The 21489-nt window shown below is 62.3% G+C and carries 13 protein-coding genes and 1 pseudogene; 13 read left to right on the forward strand and 1 reads right to left on the reverse strand.

The genetic code is table 11. The annotated features are described in order from the left end of the window. Positions 1-65 precede the first annotated feature (65 nt). The 4 genes from IPJ87_10150 to IPJ87_10165 are packed head-to-tail and all read left to right on the forward strand — an operon-like array spanning position 66 to position 9634. Entirely contained in the window at positions 66-2918 is a 2853-nt protein-coding gene (locus tag IPJ87_10150; protein ID MBK7942215.1) for a PKD domain-containing protein, read from the forward strand. 12 nt (positions 2919-2930) lie between these two features. Then, positions 2931-8006 carry a gliding motility-associated C-terminal domain-containing protein gene (locus IPJ87_10155; protein MBK7942216.1) on the forward strand — a complete coding sequence of 1692 codons (5076 nt, stop codon included), beginning with the start codon at positions 2931-2933 and terminating at the stop codon, positions 8004-8006. Positions 8007-8009: 3 nt separating this feature from the next. Next, the gene (locus IPJ87_10160; GenBank protein MBK7942217.1) at positions 8010-8717 is read left to right on the forward strand and encodes a DUF2807 domain-containing protein; all 708 of its coding nucleotides are present in this window, start codon (positions 8010-8012) and stop codon (positions 8715-8717) included. Further along, a complete protein-coding gene (locus IPJ87_10165) occupies positions 8714-9634 on the forward strand; it encodes a glycoside hydrolase family 16 protein (GenBank protein MBK7942218.1) in 921 nt (306 codons plus the stop codon). Before IPJ87_10160 ends, IPJ87_10165 begins: the two co-directional genes overlap by 4 nt. Here IPJ87_10165 and IPJ87_10170 read toward each other — a convergent pair. Then, positions 9621-10526 (reverse strand): hypothetical protein, encoded by a 906-nt coding sequence (locus IPJ87_10170; protein ID MBK7942219.1) that lies wholly within the window; start codon positions 10524-10526, stop codon positions 9621-9623. The genes IPJ87_10165 and IPJ87_10170 overlap by 14 nt on opposite strands. A 97-nt stretch (positions 10527-10623) precedes the next feature. On the opposite strand from IPJ87_10170, the gene IPJ87_10175 reads away from it, so the two are divergent. The 9 genes and pseudogenes from IPJ87_10175 to IPJ87_10215 all read left to right on the forward strand — a co-directional run bounded on the left by IPJ87_10175 (position 10624) and on the right by IPJ87_10215 (position 21482). Then, positions 10624-11055, forward strand: a complete 432-nt coding sequence (locus tag IPJ87_10175) for a winged helix DNA-binding protein (GenBank protein MBK7942220.1) — start codon at positions 10624-10626, stop codon at positions 11053-11055. Positions 11056-11170: 115 nt separating this feature from the next. Beyond that, complete coding sequence (locus IPJ87_10180) at positions 11171-13543, forward strand: 3-hydroxyacyl-CoA dehydrogenase/enoyl-CoA hydratase family protein (protein MBK7942221.1); 2373 nt, start codon at positions 11171-11173, stop codon at positions 13541-13543. A 174-nt stretch (positions 13544-13717) separates the two neighbouring features. Continuing rightward, positions 13718-14710, forward strand: coding sequence for a hypothetical protein (locus IPJ87_10185; protein ID MBK7942222.1), 993 nt, complete (start codon positions 13718-13720; stop codon positions 14708-14710). A gap of 18 nt (positions 14711-14728) precedes the next feature. Beyond that, a complete protein-coding gene (locus IPJ87_10190; protein ID MBK7942223.1) occupies positions 14729-15565 on the forward strand; it encodes a hypothetical protein in 837 nt (278 codons plus the stop codon). Between the two features lie 202 nt (positions 15566-15767). Continuing rightward, positions 15768-16436, forward strand: coding sequence for a DUF4062 domain-containing protein (locus IPJ87_10195; GenBank protein MBK7942224.1), 669 nt, complete (start codon positions 15768-15770; stop codon positions 16434-16436). Then, entirely contained in the window at positions 16433-17800 is a 1368-nt protein-coding gene (locus IPJ87_10200) for a putative DNA binding domain-containing protein (protein MBK7942225.1), read from the forward strand. Before IPJ87_10195 ends, IPJ87_10200 begins: the two co-directional genes overlap by 4 nt. A 564-nt stretch (positions 17801-18364) precedes the next feature. Further along, complete coding sequence (locus IPJ87_10205) at positions 18365-19099, forward strand: HNH endonuclease (GenBank protein MBK7942226.1); 735 nt, start codon at positions 18365-18367, stop codon at positions 19097-19099. A gap of 472 nt (positions 19100-19571) precedes the next feature. Next, positions 19572-20746: pseudogene (locus tag IPJ87_10210) on the forward strand (acetyl-CoA C-acyltransferase). Positions 20747-20921: 175 nt separating this feature from the next. Continuing rightward, positions 20922-21482 carry a hypothetical protein gene (locus tag IPJ87_10215; protein MBK7942227.1) on the forward strand — a complete coding sequence of 187 codons (561 nt, stop codon included), beginning with the start codon at positions 20922-20924 and terminating at the stop codon, positions 21480-21482. Positions 21483-21489: the final 7 nt, after the last annotated feature.

Consider the following 21489-nt stretch of genomic DNA (forward strand, 5'->3'; position numbering starts at 1 on the left):
CCTCCTTCCGCCGCTGGACACACCGCGCCGCCACTCTCGTCATCCCTGTTCTGACGAGCCCCTTGATGGCCCAGATCGACATCGACCTCGGCACGGGACTGGCCTTCAACGCCCCCAACCAATACCCCGCGCCCTACGGCAACCAGGCCAACGGGTCGCGCCACCAGCTGCTGGTGCTTGGCGGTGAGCTTGCGGCGGCGGGCATGGGCGAGGGCGACATCGTGTCCCTGGCCTTCCACGTGGCCACCGCCTCCCCCACCGTGCTCCAGGACTTCACCGTGCGCATCGGAGCCACCGCGGCCACGGTGATGACCAACCAATGGCTGGCCGGCACCACCGTGGTGTGGGGGCCCCAGGACCACACGGCACAGCCGGGATGGAACACGCACCCCTTCAGCACACCCTTCGTGTGGGACGGTGTGAGCAACGTGGTGGTGGAGACCTGCTTCTCCAACGGCTTCACCACGGAGAACAGCAGCATGTACCGCACCTCCACGGGGTTCACCAGCGTGACCTACCGGGCCACGCCGAACCCGAACGTGTGCACCTTCAACGGCGGCACCCTGCTCACGAGCGATCAGCGGCCCGACCTCCGCTTCGGCTGGGTGCCGCTGGAGGCACCGCCCGTCGCCGACTTCAGCTTCAGCCCCGCCTTCACCTGCACCGGAGGCGTACAGTTCACGGACGGTTCCGACTTCGCGCCCACCGCATGGGAATGGCACTTCGGCGACGACAGCACCAGCACCGAGCAGGATCCGCTGCACACATATGCCGTGGACGGTGTGTTCGACGTGACGCTGATCGTCACCAACGCCTTCGGCAGCGACACGCTGACCGTGCCCGGCGCGGTGACGGTGAACGCCAGTGGCGCGGTGCCGCAGGCCATCTGTCCCCCGGCGAACGCGCCCACCATCGCCGGCTTCGGCATCACCAGCTTGACCATGAACGACGTGGTGCTGACCTCGGGCGATGCGGTGAGCGACGGGGGCTACCTGGACCGTAGCTGCGTGATCGACACGGTGGCGGCCGGCTCCACCTTCACGCTCACGGTGGTGACGGGCACCATTGCGGGGCACCAGCTGAAGGCCTGGGTGGACTGGGACAACAGCGGAAGCTTCGATGCGGGCGATGTGGTGCTGGCCGTGGCCAGCGGCACCGGAGGCAGCGCCACCCTGCTGGTGCCCTCGACCGCCGCGCAGAACGTGCCCCTTCGGGTGCGCGTCATGACCGACTACGACTTGGCCCCGCTGATCGCCCCGTGCACCCCGCCGCAGTTCGGGCAGGCCGAGGACCTGGGCCTGGTGGTGATCGCGAACACGGCGCCTCCGGTGGCGGCGTTCACGGCATCGCCCGTGTTCACCTGCGACGGGGCGGTGCAGTTCAGCGATGCCACGGCCAACCTGCCCACGGGCTGGACCTGGGATTTCGGCGACGGCAACGGCAGCAACCTGGCCTCGCCTCAGCACATCTATGCGGCCAGCGGCACCTACACCGTGCAGCTCATCGCCATCAACGCCAACGGGCAGGACACGCTGGTGCTGCAGGACCTGGTGACCGTGGACCTGAACGGGCAGTTGGACCCGCCGCAGTGCACGCCTCAGACGCAGGGCTACTGCTGCGGGTTCGGGCTGCTTGGGCTCACGTTCGCCGGCATCACCAGCACAAGCCCTGACGGCGTGGAGGGCTACGTGGACCGCACCTGCGGCAACGTGGCCACGGTGGAGGAAGGCACCGTGGTGCCCATCCAGTTCGACACGGACGACCTGCTGGACCAGGACGTGTACGTGTGGATCGACCTAGATGATGATGGCGCCTTCGCGAACAGCGAGCTCGTGTTCTTCGAACTGAGCGCGACGGACCCCTCGGGCTCGGTGGCTGTTCCACAGGGCATCGTATACAACACGCCGTTGCGCATGCGCGTGGCGGTCGATGTGGTGGGCGAGCTCACCGGTCCGTGCGATGCGCCGAGCTTCGGCCAGGTGGAGGACTTCAGCGTGATCGTGACACCGGTGAGCGTGCCGCCCACCGCGCTGTTCACCGCCAGCCCCACCAGCACCTGCGACGGTGTGGTGCAGTTCACCGACCAGAGCGCCGGGCTGCCCTTCAGCTGGCAGTGGACCTTCGGCGATGGCGGCACCAGCACCGACCAGGACCCGCTGCACACCTACACCGCGCCCGGCATCTACACCGTGAGCCTGACGGTGGAGAACGTGAACGGCACGAACACGCAGACGCTGACGAACTACATCACCTACGTGGAAGGCTTCCTGTGCGACACCACGCAGGTGCCCGACAACGGTCTGCTGACGGTGACCGAGTGCCAGGGCGTGCTGGTGGACGATGGCGGTGTGGCGGACGACTACAGCCCGGGCTTCAGTGCGCCGGTGACGATCGCCCCACCGGGCGCGGAGGTGGTGACGCTCACCTTCACGGAGTTCGCCTTCGAGGAGAACTTCGACTACCTGGCGGTCTACGATGGTCCGGACGTGAACGCGCCCCTGCTCTACGAACTGACCGGCAACGGGCTGGGCGCCCTGCCCAACGGCGGTGTGATCAGCTCCACGGGCCCTACGCTCTGCGTGCGGCAGGAGGCGAGCAACGGTCCCATCACCTGGGCGGGCTTCGTGGCCACCTGGGACTGTTCGTTCACCGGCATCGGCGAAGCGGCGGACCCGATCGGGTCGGTGCATCCGGTGCCCACGGACGGACCGTTCACCCTCGCCCTCGCGCGTCCTGCGGGCGCCGGATGGACCGTCACCATCAACAACGCCTTGGGGGAACTTGTGGCGGAGAGCGCCCTCCCCGTGGGCGCGCGCGTGGCCACCTTTGATGCTGCCCCTTGGACGCCGGGGACCTACAGCCTGACGGTGCAGGGACCCGACGGTCGTTGGACACGGCGGATGATGGTGCACCATTGATCCCTTCCGCGCATGAAGCGAACCTTCCTCCGCGCCCTGGCCGCCCTGGCCGTGGTGCTGATCGCCACGGTCCCTGCGAAGGCCACCCACCTGGTGGGCGGCAACCTGGGCTATGTGTACCAGGGCGAGACATCGCCGGGCAGCGGTCTCTACCGCTACCAGGTGTACCTCGAGTTCTACCTCAACTGCGGACCGAACTCCAACTTCCAGTCGCTGTACGAGGTGCTGGGCGAGGACTATGGCACCCCGCTCTTCGTGGGCGCCTACCTGCAGGACCCGCAGAACCCCAACGCCGACAAGATCAAGCTGCAGGACATCCCGGTGTTCCTGACGGACTCGCTGGTGATCGAGCCGGACCTTCCGGACAACTGCGCCGTGGGCCAGGGCCTCTGCACGGTGAAGGGCACCTTCGTGGGGCAGGTGGACGTGCCGCTCAACTTCGGGGGCCTGCACCTGTATTACCACATGTGCTGCCGCAACCTGGACATCGACAACCTGAACAACCCCAACGGCACGGGCATCGGTTACTACGCGTTCGTGCCGCCGCCCCTGGTGAACAACTCCAGCCCGGTGTTCCTGGGCCAGCCCACGCCCTTCCTGTGCATCGGCGACACCGCCACTTTCCTGAACACGGCCAGCGACCCCGACGGCGATCAGCTCATCTTCTCCTTCGAGATCCCCTACAACTCGCAGAACTTCGGCGGGGGCATCATCCCGCCGCCGGCCACGCTCACCTGGCCGGTGAACGAGGTGAACTACAACCCCGGCTTCAGTCTGGCCCAGCCTTTCGGCGCCGGCGGCTACGCCTTCATTAACGGCGCCACGGGCCTCACCCGCTACATGGCCCCGCTGCAGGGCAACTACGTGGTGGCCGTGGAGGTGAAGGAGTTCCGCAACGGCCAGTTGATCGGTCGCACACGCCGCGACCTTCAGCTGCAATCGATCCCGTGCCCGCCCAACGCCACCCCGGCCGCCAGCACCCCCATCGCCGCCAGCTACACCGTGCAGGCCGGCGACCAGTTGTGCATCGACCTCGCCTTCGACGACGCGGACGGCGACTCGCTCTTCCTGCAGGCCGCGGGCACCATCTTCGACGGCAACCTGGTGAACCCGCCCGCCACCATCGGCAGTCCGGTGGAAGGCGACGGTACCGTGGGCACCCAGTTCTGCTGGACCACGGCATGCGACCAGGGACAGGACCAGCCCTACCTCTTCAGCGTGAGCGTGACGGACAACGGCTGCCCGCCGCTGACCATCGACGTGGTGGTGCAGGTGCAGGTGCTTCCCTTCGTGGCGCAGGGTCCGATCACCGGTCCTGCCCAAGTGTGCACCAACGCGACGGGAGTGACCTACAGCCTGCCACAGGGTACCGGTGCCGGCTATGCGTGGACGGTGACCGGCGGCACCCTGGCCGGCGGCAACGGCACCAACGCCATCACCGTGGACTGGGGCGCCCCGGGCAGCGGACAGGTGAGCGTGGTGGTGACCGACAGCCTGGGCTGTGCCGCCCCGCCGCTGACCGTGGACGTCATCATCGGCGCGCTTCCCACGGCCAGCGCCGGTCCCGATGCGGTGATCTGCGCGGGCGACACGGTGACCATCGGGGGCAGCCCCACAGGCCCGCCGGGCAGCACCTTCGCGTGGAGCCCCATCACCGGGCTCGGAAGCACCAGTGCGGCCAACCCGCAGGCCTTCCCGTCCGGCACCACCACCTACATCGTGCAGGTGAACAACGGTGGCTGCACGAACACCGACACCGTGCGCGTGCTGGTGTCGCAGCCGCAGCTCGATGCCGGGCCTGACGTGGCGCTGTGCACGGGCGACACCGTGCAACTGAACGCCACCGGGACGGGCAGCTTCCTGTGGACGCCGGCCGGCAGCCTGAGCGATGCCACCGCGGAGGACCCGTTGGCCTTCCCCACCAGCACCACCAACTACAGCGTGACCCTCACCGACAGCGTGGGCTGCACGGTGACGGACCAGGTGCTGGTGACCGTCAACGCCCTGCCTTTCGCCGATGCGGGTCCCGATCGCCAGATCTGTCCATTGGAGGGCACCCCCCTCACCGGTTCGCCCACCGGCCCGCCGGGGGCCACCTACCTCTGGAGCCCTTCCACGGGCCTCAACGATCCCACGCTGGGCGCCCCGATCGCTTCGCCGACGGTGAACACGACCTACGCGGTGGTCGTGACCGATGTGAACGGCTGCACCAACACCGACACGGTGAATGTGGAGGTGCTGCCCGCACCACCGGTGAGCGCCGGCCCCGACCTGACGCTCTGTGCAGGCGACACGGGCCAGGTGCTCGCTTCGGGACCAACGGCCGTAAGCTTCCAGTGGACACCGATCAACAGCGGCCTGAGCAACGATGCGATCGCCGACCCGCTGGCCTTCCCCTCCACCACCACGACCTATGTGCTGGTGGTGCAGGACGTGAACAACTGCACGGCCTCCGACACCATGACGGTGTTCGTGAACACGCTGCCCAACGCCAGTGCCGGACCGGATGTGGCCTTGTGCCTGGGCGGAAGTGCGCAGCTCGACGGCAGCGGTGGCACCGGCTACCTCTGGAGCCCGGCCACCGGGTTGGATGATGCGACCGCCGAGGACCCCGTGGCCACAGTAAGCACCAGCACCATCTACAGTGTGCTGGTGACCGACGGCAATGGATGCAGCGCGACGGACAGTGTGACCGTGACGGTGAACCTGCCGGTGAACGCGGGCACCAACGCGGCCACCTCGGTGTGCAGCGACGGAGGGGCGTTGAGCCTGTTCACGCTGCTGGGTGGCAACCCGGACCCCAATGGTACCTGGAGCCCCTCGCCCACCTACACCCCGGGCGGCGGCGGTGGCGTGTTCAGCTATGTGGTGAACGCACAGGCCCCGTGCGTGAACGACACCGCCTTCGTGACCATCACCGAAGTGGTCGCTCCGGACGCTGGAACGGATGCCGTCCTGGATCTCTGCAGCACGGGTGCTCCGGTGGACCTGTTCGGCGCGCTGGGCGGTACACCGGACCCTGGCGGCGTATGGACCGATCCGAACGGCGTTCCCTTCAACGGCATCTTCGACCCGCAGCTCTGGCCCGGCGGATCGGTGTGCCAGTACTTCGTGCCCGCCGTAGCGCCATGCAATGAGGACACCGCCACTGTGGTGGTGACCGTAACCGCAGCCCTTGATCCGGGCGGATCGGGCAGCGCCATCCTCTGCAGCAGCGGCACCACCTTCACCCTCACCGATTCGCTCACCGGCACCCCTGACCCTTCGGGCACGTGGTCCGATCCGAACAACGCACTGCATGTCGACGTGTACGATCCGGCCGTGGATGGACCCGGGGTGTACACCTTCACCATCGCCGCGCAGGGCGGATGCCCGGACACGAGCGCCACGGTGACCGTGACGGAGCTGGCCCCGCCGGTGGACGCGGGCGCTGACCTCGCGCTCTGCATCGGCGATACCGCGCAGCTGAACGCCAGCGGCGGGCCGGACTACAGCTGGTCACCCGGCACCGGGCTCAGCGCCACCGACGTCGCCGACCCGCTGGCCTTCCCCACCGGCACCACGACCTACACGCTCACCGTGACCGACGCACAGGGCTGCGTGGCCAGTGATGCGGTGACGGTGACGGTGAACGCGCTCCCCGTCGTGGACGCTGGTGCGGACGCCGCCATCTGCGCGGGCACCACCACCACCCTCGGCGGTTCGCCCACCGCGCCGCCGGGCAGCACCATCCTGTGGAGCCCGGGTGCCGGCCTCAGCGACCCCAACGTGGGCAACCCCACCGCACAGCCGGGCGCCACCACCACCTACATCGTGGGCGTGCAGGGCCCCAACGGTTGCGTGAACAGCGATACGGTGACGGTGACGGTGAACGCGCTGCCTGCGGTGAGCGCGGGCACGGACACCACCATCTGCACCGGCGCCAGCGTGCAGCTCGATGGCAGCGGCACGGGCAGCTTCCTGTGGACGCCGGCCACCGGCCTGAGCGACGCCACGGCGGAGGATCCCATCGCCACGCCCACCGGCACGATCACCTACACCCTGACGGTGACGGACGCCAACCAGTGCAGCGCGAGCGATGACGTCACCGTGAGCGTTGGGGCGCTGCCCACTGCCGATGCAGGGCCCGATGTGTGGGTATGCCCCGGTTTCGATGTGCAGCTGCAGGGATCGGGCGGCACGGACTATAGCTGGTCGCCCACCGCGGGGTTGAACGACCCCACGAGCGCGAGCCCGCTGGCGGCACCGTCCAGCACCACCATCTACACGCTGACCGTGACCGACGCGGCCGGCTGCAGCGGCACCGACCAGGTGACCGTGACGGTGAACGACGACCCGCCGGTGGACGCCGGACCGGACCAGACGGCCTGCTTCGGCAACGCGGTGGTGATCGGCGGTGCGCCGAGCTCCATCCCGGGCTCCACCTTCCTGTGGCTGCCCGGTGCCGGGCTGGACGACCCCACGGCCGCCAACCCCAATGCCAGCCCGACGGCCACCACCCTCTATACCCTGGTGGTGACCAACGACACGTGCACCGCGCAGGACCAGGTGCTGGTGACCATCGCGGGTGAAGCGCAGGCCGCCTTCACCGTGCGGCTCGAGCCGCGTTGCGACGGGCTGCGCGCCTTCATCACCGACCTGAGCCAGGGCGCGGTGAGCTGGCTATGGACCTTCAGCGATGGCACCATCTCCACCGAACCGCAGCCGTCGCCCGTGCTGCCCTATGGCGGCGATCTCACTGTGACGCTCACCATCACCGATGCGCAGGGCTGCACCGCCTCCATCACCCAGAACTATCCCGCCGGCACGCTGGACGACCACACCGACATCACGGTGCCCAACATCTTCACCCCGAACGGCGACGGCAACAACGACCTGTTCGCGCCGATCACGGACGCCGAACTGGGCGGCTGCCTGCAGATGAGCATCTTCAACCGCTGGGGCCAGAAGATGTGGGAGAGCCTGGGCAACGCCACCCGCTGGGATGGGCGCACCTTCGCCGGTGAGCCCGCCGTGGTCGGCACCTACTTCTATGTGATCGACCTCAACGGCGTGCGCTACGAAGGCAGCCTCCAACTCATGCGTTGAACCATGCGAAAGCCCCTGCTCCCTTTGCTCATCTTCCTGCCCTTGGTGCAGGGCTGCTGGAACATGAACTGTGTGGACGCGCCGGGGCCTGTGGTGACGCGTGATCTCTCCGTGGCCCCCTTCAACGGGGTGATCACGGAAGGCTCCATCGACGTCGAGATCCTGCAAGGGCCGGTGCAGCAGGTGAAGGCCGAAGGCCCTGCCGCTGCGCTCGACCTGCTGGACACCGATGTGAAGTCCGGGGTATGGCACGTCCGCACCACCGAGTGCTTCATGAGCGACGTGGACCTGGTGGTGCGCATCACCATGCCGACGTTGGAACGGGTCGGTGTGGAAGGCTCCGGAGACGTGAATTGCAGTGGCGCCTTTGCGGGCGAGCGCTTCGAGGTGACCGTCCAAGGCAGTGGCGACATCACGGTGCCGGTGAGCGCGCGGACGCTGAAGGTGGACATTCAGGGCAGCGGTGATGTGGTGCTGAGCGGAACGGCCGGCGAGGCTGAACTGATCATCGCCGGTAGCGGCAACGTGGAGGGTCTGGAGTTGAGCACGGGCAGCGCGGATGTGGAGATCATGGGCAGCGGCGATGTGGCCCTCACCGCGGTGGACATGCTGGATGCCCGCATCATGGGCAGTGGCAACGTGCGCTACCGCGGCACGCCGAAGGTCTCGTCCACCATCACCGGATCGGGGGCCGTGACGCCCGCGCCATGAGGAACGCTCTGCCCCTGCTGGCCGCCGTGCTGCTGGTCGGCACCGCCACCGCACAGACGAAACTCGAGAAGCGCGTGGGCCCTGTGCAGGCCGATGACGGTGGACGCTGCGACACCAGCGCCTGGCAGTTGGTGTTCAGCGATGAGTTCAACGGCGACCGGCTGGACCCGGACACCTGGCGCACCTGGTTCCCCTACAGCGATGATGGCAGCGACCGCTGCGACGGCTGCCGCCTGATGGGCACCAGCAACACCATCTTCCGCGACGACCTGGTGACCGTGAGCGGTGGCCAGCTGCACTTGGGCGTGCGGGCGCGCGAGGGCGAGTGGCACGGCCGGCGCAAGGAGCACGAGGGTGGCATGGTGCACTCGGTGGGCGATGTGCGCTTCACCTACGGTCGCTTCGAGGTGCGCTGCCGAATCCCCAAGGGCACCGGCCTTTGGCCTGCGTTCTGGGGCTTTGGGGGCGAGACGGAGATCGACGTCTTCGAGTTCTGCGGCGAGCATCCCGGTCTGTTCAAGGGCGCGCTGCACCGCTGGGGCCGGCCCAAGTTCTCCACCAACGGAAAGAAGCGCCTGCCCGACCTGTCGGCCGACTTCCATGACTACGTGGTGGAGTGGGAGCGCGACGGCATCAGCTGGTTCATCAACGGGGAGTTGGTGCAGTACCGGGGCCGCTTCGTGGATCAGCGCGGGCGGCCCCTGCCCGCGTGCGGCCGAGCGACCGGCGACCACCACACCGCGCCCTACTTCCCACGCGCCGAGGATGGGCTCAACATCATCCTCGACCTGGCGGTGAGCGAGCCCAAGGGCTTCTGCAACGGTCCGAAGCGGGCCGAACCCTGGCCGGAGGACACAAGCTTCGATGTGGAGCACGTGCGCGTGTACCAGCGCCGCAGCGCGGTCACTCCACGATAGGGATCAGCCCGCGGATGCCCATGTCCACCACCAGGTCGCCGGCGAGCGGCTCGTAGTGGCCATCCCCGTTGTCGATCCACTCGAAGCTGTTGTTGGTGCTCAGCGACACCGTGATCACCACGTCCTCGGTCTCCTGACCCGTGATCACCAACGGCTGCGCGAATCCACCCGTCACCAGGCACGAATTGCCCGGGATCGGCGAGGTGGCGAAGAGCGGGTTCACCACCGTGGTGCCCGGGGCCTGTCCGGAGATCACCGGGGTGGGTACGAGCGGGTCGTTCACCTCGAAGGCCCAGAAGCCCTGCGGCCGGTCGTCGTTCACCGTCAGCGTCTGCTGATCCACCGCGAAGGTGCCGATGTAGGTGTTGAATCCGATGAACGACGCCACCGTGCCGGTGAGGTCCATCGCTCCCAGCCCGAACACCGTGTCCGTGTAACGGAAGTCGATCGGGTAGTTCTGGTAACCGAGCGACACCCGGATCCACGGGTAGGCCCCGGGCGTCAGGGTGCTCAAGGGCACATTGAGGAAGACCTCACCCTGCCCGGCCAGCACGCTCTGCGCGAAATCGATCGCCACATCCCCACCTGCGCTGGTCTCCGGGGCGTGATACACCACGCTGCCTTGTCCCGGCAGGGTCCACGCCGTGGGCGCGAACTCCACGTAGTGCGCGCTCATCGCATTGAACCGCGGGTGCTGGGCCGCGTGACCGGCGGGCAGTGTCGGCTCCGGTTGTCCCAGTTCGTCGAGCCGCACCTGCGTGCTGTCGAAGGCGAACTTCAGGATGAGCCGTGGCCCGCTTGGTGTCGGGGTGCTGACCGGGGTGTCCTCCTTCCGGCAACCGGGAATGAGCGCTGCAACGGACAGCAGAACAAGAAAAGCAGTGTGACGCATGGCGCGAAGATCGGATACTGTGGTGAACGCCGATCTCCCACCCCATGTTGTTAGTATGCATGCATACCTTTTCCGATTACCTTGCGTACCAGTCCGCATGAAGCCCGAAGAGACGATCGACTTTCCCATCCGCCGCGTGTGGAGCCGCATCTCCCGCATCTACAACACCGAAGCCGCCAAGTATGGTGGCAGTATGGCCGTGGGGCAGATCCTGCTCAACATTGAACCGGAGGGCACGCCCAGCACCAAGCTCGGCCCGAAGATGGGCATGGAGGCCCGCAGCCTCGTGCGCACCCTGCAGGCCATGGAAGAGGAAGGCCTGATCAAGCGCATCGCCGACAAGGCCGACAAGCGAGTGGTACGCATCCACCTCACCGCCAAAGGGAAGCAGATGCGCGACGTGAGCCGCAGCACGGTGATCAAATTCAACCAGGCGGTGCAATCGCGTTTCACCGCAGCGCAGTTGAGCAACTTCCGGACGGTGATGAACGAGCTGGATAGGATACTCGAACAGGAACAACTCTTCTGAAATGCTTCACCACAGAGGCACAGAGGACACAGAGAAAAACGAGATGGATACCGATGCACATCAATTGCATTCCTCCGTGCCCTCTGTGCCTCTGTGGTGAATTACTGAACGACCAATGACCAAACGAAACATCCGCAAAGTCGCCATTCTCGGTTCCGGCGTCATGGGCAGCCGCATCGCCTGCCACTTCGCGAACACGGGCACCGAAGTGCTGCTGCTCGACATCGCCCCGAAAGAAGGTGGCGACAAGAACAAGATCGTCAACGACGCCCTCGCCGCCGCGATCAAGAGCAGTCCGGCGCCGCTGTACGATGCCCGCTTCGCGAAGCGCATCAGCACCGGCAACTTCGACGACGACCTTGCCAAGATCAAGGACTGCGATTGGATCATCGAGGTGGTGATCGAGCGGCTCGACATCAAGCAGCAACTACTTGAGAAAGTCGAGAAGTACCGCACGCCCGGCACCCTCATCACCACCAACACCAGCGGCATCCCGATCAACGCGATCAGCGCGGGCCGCAGCGACGACTTCCGCAAACACTTCTGCGGCACGCACTTCTTCAACCCGCCGCGCTACCTGCCGCTGCTGGAGCTGATCCCCGGTCCGGATACCGATCCCGCGGTGCTCGACTTCCTGGAGGACTACGGCCAGCGGATCCTCGGCAAGGTCACCGTGCGCTGCCAGGACACGCCCGCCTTCATCGCCAATCGCATCGGCGTGTTCGGCATCATGGGCCTCTTCCACCTGGTGGAGGAGATGGGCCTCACCGTGGAGGAAGTGGACCGCCTGACCGGTCCCGTGCTGGGCCGCCCGAAGAGCGCCACCTTCCGCACGGCCGACGTGGTGGGCCTCGACACGCTCGTGAAAGTTGCCCAAGGCGTGAAGGACAACTGCCCCAACGACGAGCAGAACGCCCTCTTCGCCATCCCCGGCTACCTGCAACAGATGGTGGAGAAGAACATGCTCGGCAGCAAGACCGGCAAGGGCTTCTTCTTCAAGGACCGTTCATCTCCGAAAGGCGACATCCTCGCCCTCGACCTGAAGACGCTCGAGTACCGTCCGCAGGTGACCCGCCGTACGGCGGGCGCCACGCTGGATGCCGCGAAGAAGGAGGACGATCTCCGCAAGCGCACCGCGCTGCTCTACAACGGCACCGACAAGGCCGGCGAGTTCTACCGCAAGAGTTTCCACGGGCTCTTCGCCTACGTGAGCCACCGGATCCCCGAGATCACTGATGCGTTGTACAAGATCGACGACGCCATGCGCGCGGGCTTCGGCTGGGAGCTGGGCCCCTTTGAGGCGTGGGATGCCATTGAAATAGGAAATGTGAAAGCTGAAATGGGAAAGTGCGGCGCGCCAGCGATCGCCACTTGGGTGGATGAGATGTTGGCCGCGGGTCACACCGGCTTCTATAAAACCGAAGGCGGCAAGCGGCTGTACTACGACATCCCCAGCAAGAGCTACAAGTCGGTGCCGCGCGCGGAAGGCACCATCGTGCTCAGCGACCTGCCCGAAAGCAGTATGGTGTGGAAGAACAGCGCCGCCACGGTGCGTCACCTCGGCGACGGCATCCTGAGCGTGAGCTGGACGAGCAAGATGAACACCATCGGCGCGGAGGTGATCCAGGGCCTCAACAAGGCCATCGACCTCGCCGAGCAAGGGGCAAAGGGCCTGGTGGTGTACAACGACGGCGCCAATTTCAGCGCGGGCGCCAACGTGGGCATGATCTTCATGATGGCCGTGGAGCAGGAGTACGACGACCTGGAGATGGCCGTGCGCACCTTCCAGAACACCATGATGCGCATGCGCTACAGCAGCATCCCCGTGGTGGCGGCCCCGCACCAACTGACACTTGGCGGCGGCACGGAGCTCTGCCTGCACGCGGACAAGGTGGTGGCGCACGCCGAGACCTACATGGGCCTTGTGGAATTCGGCGTGGGCGTGATCCCCGGCGGCGGCGGCACCAAGGAGTTCGCCCTGCGCCTCGCCGACGAGCTGAAGGAGGGCGACATCCGCATCAACGCCATGCGCGAGCGCTTCCTCACCATCGGCCAGGCCAAGGTGGCCACCAGCGGGCACGAGGCATTCACGTTAGGCTACTTGCGTCGTGGTCAGGACGAGGTCATTGTCAGCCGCGCCCACCAGCTGGCCTACGCCAAACAATGCGCGCTGGACCTCTGGAACAAGGGCTACACCAAGCCCGCGCCGCGCAAGGACATCAAGGTGCTCGGTCAGGAAGGCCTCGGCATCGTGTACGTGGGCGCCAACAGCATGCTCAGCGGCAATTACATCAGCCAACACGATGCGCTGATCAGCGAGAAGCTGGGCTACGTGATGTGCGGGGGTGACTTGTCGGAAGCCACCGAGGTGAGCGAGCAATACCTGCTGGACCTGGAGCGGAAGGCTTTTGTGGAGTTGTGCATGCAGCGGAAGACGTTGGAGCGGTTGCAGTCGATCATCACCTCGGGCAAAGTGCTTCGGAACTGATGAGAGCGGTGCAGCATAGTGGTTACTGGGGCGTGCCCCCGCCTCAAATGCAGGCGGGGTCCGGCTTTCCGCTGCAAGTCCGCGCCCTGATTACAGGGCTTGCGGGCTTTCCGCTCCAATCCGTCACGCACAACTCAAAGTACATTAGCCTAACTATCACCATTTAGGACAACCATGAGCAATGCTTCCTTCTCACCGTCAACGCACCCTGGCAATTTCCCCGTCCGTGTAATGGCGCATAACGTCATTGCTCACTTTGAGAATGTACGGGACCATACACTAATGTCTCTTACGGCCTCAGTACTTAAAGGAGATGTGAAGCCCGGAATCAAGTGGCACATTGAAAAGGCACCGGTCAAATCGCCTTATGCAGATTGTGGTTCACAGGAGATTCACCTCCAAGAGACATACCTCGGTTTCGTCTGGGCAATGACCTACTCGTTATTGATCATCTATGAAGAAGGTGTTCAAAAGCGTATGATTTCGGGATGCTTCTCAGGCATGATAAAGTATGACACACAGCTGTTGCAGAGAGCTAGGCAATTGTTCGAATGGGCCGTCTCACTTAAAGACTCCTACTCTGATTGGGACCTTTCTCTACCCAATCCCGAAAGGCACAATAATCCTACAGAGAAGTGGTATGCCGAAAAGGTCAATGGCTTGTTTCAAGACATTGTCGTCTATAGTCTTTTTCATGAATACGCTCATCTAACAAACGAACATTGCGCCGCACTGAAAAATCTGTTCGGTAAGCCTTTATCCGAACTCAAGGCGGAAGAAATCGCCCTCTGGAAGAGGATTGAAACAGAAGCTGACATTGTAGCCTTTGAGAGCATCATTGACAAGGCAAGCGACAGCGAACAGTACAAGCTTCACAAAGGCGTTGCTATCGTTCTGGCTCACAGTATGATGCTCTTCATCCTGAGAAACCCGAAATCTGTAACACAGATAGTGCATCCTGATGTAGACAATCGTATTCACTACTCCATCTCACAGCTTAGCCTTCAAGACCCTTCTTCGCAAGACTACATCTGGTACTTGGGAAGCCTATGCTGCAAGTTCTTCTTCGATCTTCACTCAATTCCCACCGACCTATCTACGACGAATACGACTGAGGACCTCTTCTTCAGATACTTGGGCGTCTTTGATTCTATCAAGGCGAACTGACCTAATCGTTGGTATCACATGAGCTTCGAGGAATACGACAGCATCAAACTAACCGCGAGGCGATGCGCGGACAACAGGGTTGTTCATGCCGCCCACACCAACAAGAGCGAAGGGCCATTCTACTGCCCTGACACTTATGAAGAGCTTATCGTCCGGAAGTGCATAGAAGCTCGGGATCACTTCGCATACAAAGCACGACTGAGTCCAACCGCCAGTCGAGAAAGTGACCTTCACCTTGCATGCAAGGACGAAATGGTGGCGGTATTACAAAAGAAATTCCCCTCCGGAAGTTGGTCACTCGAAAGAAAGGATTTGAATGCTGATACCAGCAAAGGCTACACGAAGGTTGAACCGGACATCAGTGGGAGAATTGGCAACAACAAAGCTGTAGTAATCGAAGTTCAGGCAAGCACGCTTCCCATCAACACGATTCTCCACAGGACCGAGCAGTATACCAAGCGCGGCGCATTTATCCTCTGGGTCGTACCTCTCACCGAGGATTTAGGCACCACCACATTTCGACCAAGGCTTTTCGAACGGTTCCTTCATACCATATACTATGGGAGAGTCTACTATTGGCTGCGAGGCTATGGCACGCAATTACAGCCGGTCCACTTTGGCAAAGCAGAGCGCTATATAGAAGTCTCAAATTGGTTCGAACCTGACGGATCTGAACGTGTTGAGGGTGGGTACAACAAGCCTTACAAGAGAGTAAAGACTCCTCTATACGGCGACCTAGTTGATCTCACCGAACAGTTCGAGACACATTCTCGAGACCCCTTCGAATTGGAGAATGATCTCCTCTCAGTTCCTTCTGCCAAGATCTTTCGTGACACTCTAGAGCCGTGGTGGTGAATAATCAACATAATCAATCGCCAAACGCTCACCACGTGAGCGATCGAAGCGGCACCCCGCAGGCCGGCCGAACACCGGCTGCGACCCCGCCGTTCGGCGGGTCGAATGCATGCGCTGCGGGCCTTCCGCTGCAAACGCTCAAACTGAATCGTGAACTTCCATTACGTTGCATGAAGATGAACTTTGGGGTAGTACCAAAGCCATGAGTGCGAAGAAGCGATCCACCAGAGCTGCAACGCCTAAGGCCAAGCCGAAGGTCTTGGTCTCTTCTTCGGTGTATGGGCAAGAGAACTTGCTTGAAGCGATCTACGCGGACCTCGAAGGTTACGGGTATGAGGTGTTGATGTCGCATAGGGGCACCGTTCCAGTGGATCCGCAGGTATCGGCCATGGACAGCTGCCTGAAAGCTGTGGAGGAATGCGATCTGTTCTTGGGCATCATCTTTCCGCGCTATGGTTCGGGAAAAGAGAAGAAGGACGACCTCTCGATCACCCACCGGGAAGCCATTCGTGCCATCGAGCGCGGCATACCGCGATGGTTCCTGGTGCATGAGCATGTAGCACTGGCGCGCCAGCTTCTGGACCAGTATCGTAACACGGATGTCGAAGATCATTTCGCATTGAAAGCAGGAATGACCTATAGATCCACGACCCTGCTTTCTGATCTGAAAGTCATCGACCTCTATGAGTTGGCCATGCGGCACGACATCACTGAAGTGGGTAAACGCAAGGGCAATTGGGTGCAGCCGTACGCTGAACCAGAAGACGCGCGCTTGTTCGTGAACGCTCAGTTCCGCCGATACCGTGAAGTACTGCAGAAGCACTTGCCCAAGCTGTCCAGTGAGGAGGTCATGAAACGACTGAAGAAATGAAGAGCCCGCTTCAAGACCTGATCGCCCGTGGAGAATCCGAAACCACGGTATTTGCGGGCTCCGGACGCAGCTTGGAGCGCATCGCGGCCTCCGCATGTGCGCTGATCAACCAACGCGGTGGGTCCGTGATCTGGGGCGTAGCCCAGGATGGGAAAGTGGAAGGAGTGAAGGAAGCGAAGGAGCGTGCCGAGGAATTGACGAGAACGTTAGCCGGGTCCATACGGCCAAGACCCGTCTTCCTTGTGCGGACCGAAGTGATAGGGGACAAGGAAGTGGTGCTGGTGGAAGTGGCTGAGGGTGCTTCCAAGCCCTATCGATACGGATCAGATGTGTACGTACGGCTCGGCGGCATGGAAATGCGCGCGACCCAGGATGAGACCAGTGCCATGCTACAGCGTTCTGCTACTGCTCTCCTTCGTTGGGAGCAGGAGGCAATGCCGGGTTTCGAGTTGGGTCATTGCGACACCAACGAAATACAGCGTGCCAAAGCTGATATGATGCGCAGTAATCGGTTCGGCTTGTCCGTCCCGGAAGATACCAGTGACCTGCTTGCACGGTTGCAGCTCTCGAAAGGAGCACAATTGACGAACGGCTGTGTCGTGCTTTTCGCGGAGGACCCACTGCGTTGGGCGCCGCACCTTGACATCCGTCTGGTGGAATACACCGGTAGTAACAAGCCCTCCCGCCGGATGGCTTTTTCGGGACCTGCGATCAAATCGCTCAATGAAGCGCTATCTGTACTTAAGCGGCTAGTTCCGGACCGGATCGGGTTCGCTCCGGACCACACCCAGCGCATCGATATTCCCGCATATCCGCCGTTCGCGTTGCGGGAAGCCTTGGTGAACGCCCTGGTGCACCGGGATTACGAACGGTCAACAGGCAGCGTTGCCATTGAGATCCATTCCGATCGCCTGGTTTTCGTGAATCCAGCTGACCTGCCAGAGAACTGGACGGAAGTGGACGCTCAGCAAGGGCATATTTCGCGATTGGTCAATCCTTCGATCGCCAATGTGTTCCTCTTCCGTGGGTACATGGAGCAGATGGGCTCGGGCATCCCAGCGATCATTCGGGCCTGTAAAGAGGCGAAAGCGAAGGCGCCCACTTGGAGAATGAAGGACGGCATTCTCCAGCTGACCATGTACCTGTCCAAGACCTGGGAACAACCGAAGACAAGCCCGCGCGAAAAGGTCATCCTCGATCACATGGTGCTGGGTAGGCACTACTCCATCGGTGAACTGGCACGGGTCGCCGAGGTGACCGAGCGTCAATTGCGTCGCGATCTTCAAGAACTGATGACACAGGGTAGGATCCAACGTGTGGGAAAAGGACCTTCGACCGTTTACCTGCGCAACCAAGAGCGATGAGTGGGGTCGCCTCATATTGCCACCACCTGCTATCCGGACAAGAACCGGACAAGTCGGGACATGGCCTAAATGCGTTACCCCGAGAATACGCACAAGGGCCACAGCTCCACTCACATTTCACTCAATGCCAAGGAATTGAACTCGCTTGCACAGCCCTCCCAGTGAATCCGGACATTATCCGGACCTATTCGGACATCGGTTCGAGCAGTCTGGTTAGGGTGCATTCTTCCGACAACAAACGGCGTTGGACCACCTATCGTCTACCCACTGCCCCTCCAAGGGACAAGAGCTTGGCACAAACCGGCCAATCCGTGCCAAGCACAACGGAATTAGGACCTGACAATCAAGGGAAAAGCTTGGCACGAAAAGCACCAGGTCGAGATGGTGCCAAGCCCGGACAACCAAGCTCCAAAGTGGCTGGCGAGTGGAATCGGACCTACCAACTGCGGCAATCCATTCTCACAGAAACCAAGGGCCAGTATCGAACGGTACAGGACTTAGCCGCAACCCTAAAGGTGGGGGCGAACGGGCTTCGTCGCCTTGTCTACAAAATGGTCCAAGCTGGTGAACTGGCACCCCAATATCCAGACACGCGGCATCCGGGCCAAGCATACATCGCAACAACCCAATGAGAACGATTCTCCAAGCGTTTCAATGACCAAGGCGGAAGCCATACGACGCGTCCTTGAAGACAACCACGGTGTCGCGACATGGGAGATCATCTATAGCCAGATCTCGCGGTACTACCCAGATGCTCAGCGCTCACAAGAGTGGAAGGCGGGCATCAGAGGAGTACTCTATCGTGAGATCCGAAATGGCCGTTCGTTCAAGATGCTTGACACTGGCGTGGTGAGTTTGTTCGACTATGACGAGAGGAACCAAGTCCTTGATGAGGACAAGCCATCCGTCACGACAAAGGACATTCTGCTGAGCATCCGAATTGGTCAGGAACGGTTCCGCAAGAAGCTGCTGCTGTCCCTTTCCTCTTGCCCGATCACCGGAGTTGATGATGCTCGTTTGTTGAACGCCAGTCACATCAAACCATGGGCAGTATGCGACAACGCTGAACGGCTGGATGTTCGCAATGGCTTCATCCTAAGCCCCACAGTTGACCAACTCTTCGACAAAGGACTGATCACGTTCGAAGACAACAAACGAATGCTGATCGCGAAGTCCCTTTCCAAGAAGAACATTGAGCGCCTTGGCCTAGAACATGGTCGTTCGTACCCGCGACTTCCTGTGCAAAGCAGAGAGATGTTCCTTCAGTTCCATCGCGACTACATCTTCGACAAGAAGTGATGAGCATGACCACTCAAATACGCGAAGTGCTTCAACGTAGTGGTTCACTTGCTGATGCAACGCACCCGGACAATTTCGTAGTCGTTGACATCGCCTACTTCCCTGCGGAACTGTCCACAATACCTCAACATAGCCGCAGCCGCTTTATCCCGCGTTGTGCTCTTCACGGTTCTAGTCTCGTTCTCATCATCACCCGCACGCTGAGGAGAGCGAGCTGTGACACGCCAGCGCTTCCGTGGTCTCGTATCAACTGCCATGGCTATCAGATTTGCGGAAAAGATAGACTCACAGCAACAACATCAGTCCAAAGCAGTACCGCATTCCGCGTGAGCGATCGAAGCGGCACCCCGCAGGGCTGTAATCAGCCCGAGGAGTACAGCGCAGAGCGCGACCCGAGGCGCACTTGGCCGAGGGGCACGCCGAACACACATCAAGCAACAGTCAGTCCGGCATAGGACATAAGACAACCAACATGAACGCATACATCATCGCCGGTTTCCGAAGCGCAGTAGGAAAGGCACCCGCGGCAAATTCCGTTTTACCCGTCCTGACGACCTCGCCGCCGGTGTGGTGAAGCACCTGGTGGCCAGCGTGCCCAACCTGGACATCGACCGCATCGACGATGTGATCGTGGGCAACGCCACGCCCGAGGCCGAGCAGGGCCTGAACATCGGCCGCATGATCAGCCTGATGGGCCTGAACACGGACAAGGTGCCGGGCATGACGGTTAACCGCTACTGCAGCAGCGGCAGCGAGACCATCGCCATTGCGGCGGCCAAGATCCACAGCGGGCAGGCCGACGTGATCGTGGCGGGCGGCGTGGAGTGCATGAGCCCGATCCCCTTCGGCGGCTGGCGCATCGTGCCGAACGCCAAGGTGGGCAAGGCGAACCCCACGTACTACTGGGGCATGGGCCTCACCGCCGAGGCCGTGGCGCGCGACTTCAAGGTGAGCCGCGAGGACCAGGACGCCTTCAGCCTGCGCAGCCACGAGAAGGCGCTGGCCGCCATCGCCGCCGGGCGTTTCACCGACGACATCGTGCCCTACACCGTGGAGCGCGTGTACCTGGACGCGAAGGAGAAGCGCCAGGTGGAGAAGTACGTGGTGGACACCGATGAAGGTCCGCGCGCGAGCAACCTGGAGGCGCTGGCGAAGCTGAAGCCCGTGTTCGATGCGAAGGGCAGCGTGACGGCCGGCAACAGCAGCCAGACCAGCGACGGCGCGGCCTTCGTGCTGGTGGTGAGCGAGCGCATGCTGAAGCAATTGAACGTGAAGCCGATCGCGCGCCTCCTCTCCTACCACGTGGCCGGCGTGGCGCCGCGCATCATGGGCATCGGTCCGGTGGCGGCGGTGCCGAAGGCGCTGGAGAAGGCCGGGCTGAAGCTGAGCGACATCGGGCTCTTCGAGCTGAACGAGGCCTTCGCGAGCCAATCGCTGGCGGTGGTGCGCGAGCTGGGCATCGATCCGGAGATCGTGAACGTGAACGGCGGCGCGATCGCGCTGGGGCATCCGCTGGGATGCACGGGGGCGAAGCTGAGCGTGCAGCTGTTCAATGAGATGCGGCGGAGGAAGCAGAAGTACGGGGTGGTGACGATGTGTGTGGGGACGGGGCAGGGGGCGGCGAGTGTGTTTGAGTTGTTGAACTAGGATCAGAAGATCAGATGATCAGACGATCAGATGATGTGAATGCTTGTGAGGGCGTGCCCCCGGCTCAAATGCAGCCGGGGTCCGGCTTTCCGCTGCAAGTCCGCGCCCTGATTACAGGGCTTGCGGGCTTTTCGCTCCAATCCGTCACGCGAATCCAGACTCAGTACCAACCGTTATGAGCAACTCCAAAGACCAGACGAAGCGCGACTACATCGAACGCGAATCGACAAGATGGGCAACCGCGAGGACTTATCGCCTTGACAACCCTTACCTCTCACCTTCCGAAAAGACAGAGGTCGAACTATGGTTTCAACTCCCGGGAAAGGTTCTCTTCATCACGTTCTGCCTTGGAATCATCTATTCGACGCTGTATGAACCAATCTCGTTAAAGCGAATCGCCGCCTTAGCGCTATCAGCAGATCTATTTGTCGGTATTCTCAACTGGTTCGTTCCAGCCGCGCGAGCGAGACTGTTGTTCTACTTATCAGTAGGGCACAACTTCACACTATGGGCCTTCGGCATCGCAACAATCGGCCTCGAACTATACCACGGCATGTACATGCGTGCTGGAATCGTCCTGTTAGGCAAGCTGGGACTGTTCGGCATGCTTTCTCCGAGCATTATCCTGTACACCATTCTCTCAATGAAGTACGGCTTGCACGCGAAGTGGGTCTACTTCAAGAAGTTCTACTCGCGTGAATTCCCATTCGAGAAAGAGATTCCTGAACCAGAGTAGTCATCGC

It is taken from the genome of Flavobacteriales bacterium (genome assembly GCA_016713875.1).
Lineage (GTDB): Bacteria > Bacteroidota > Bacteroidia > Flavobacteriales_F > PHOS-HE28 > PHOS-HE28.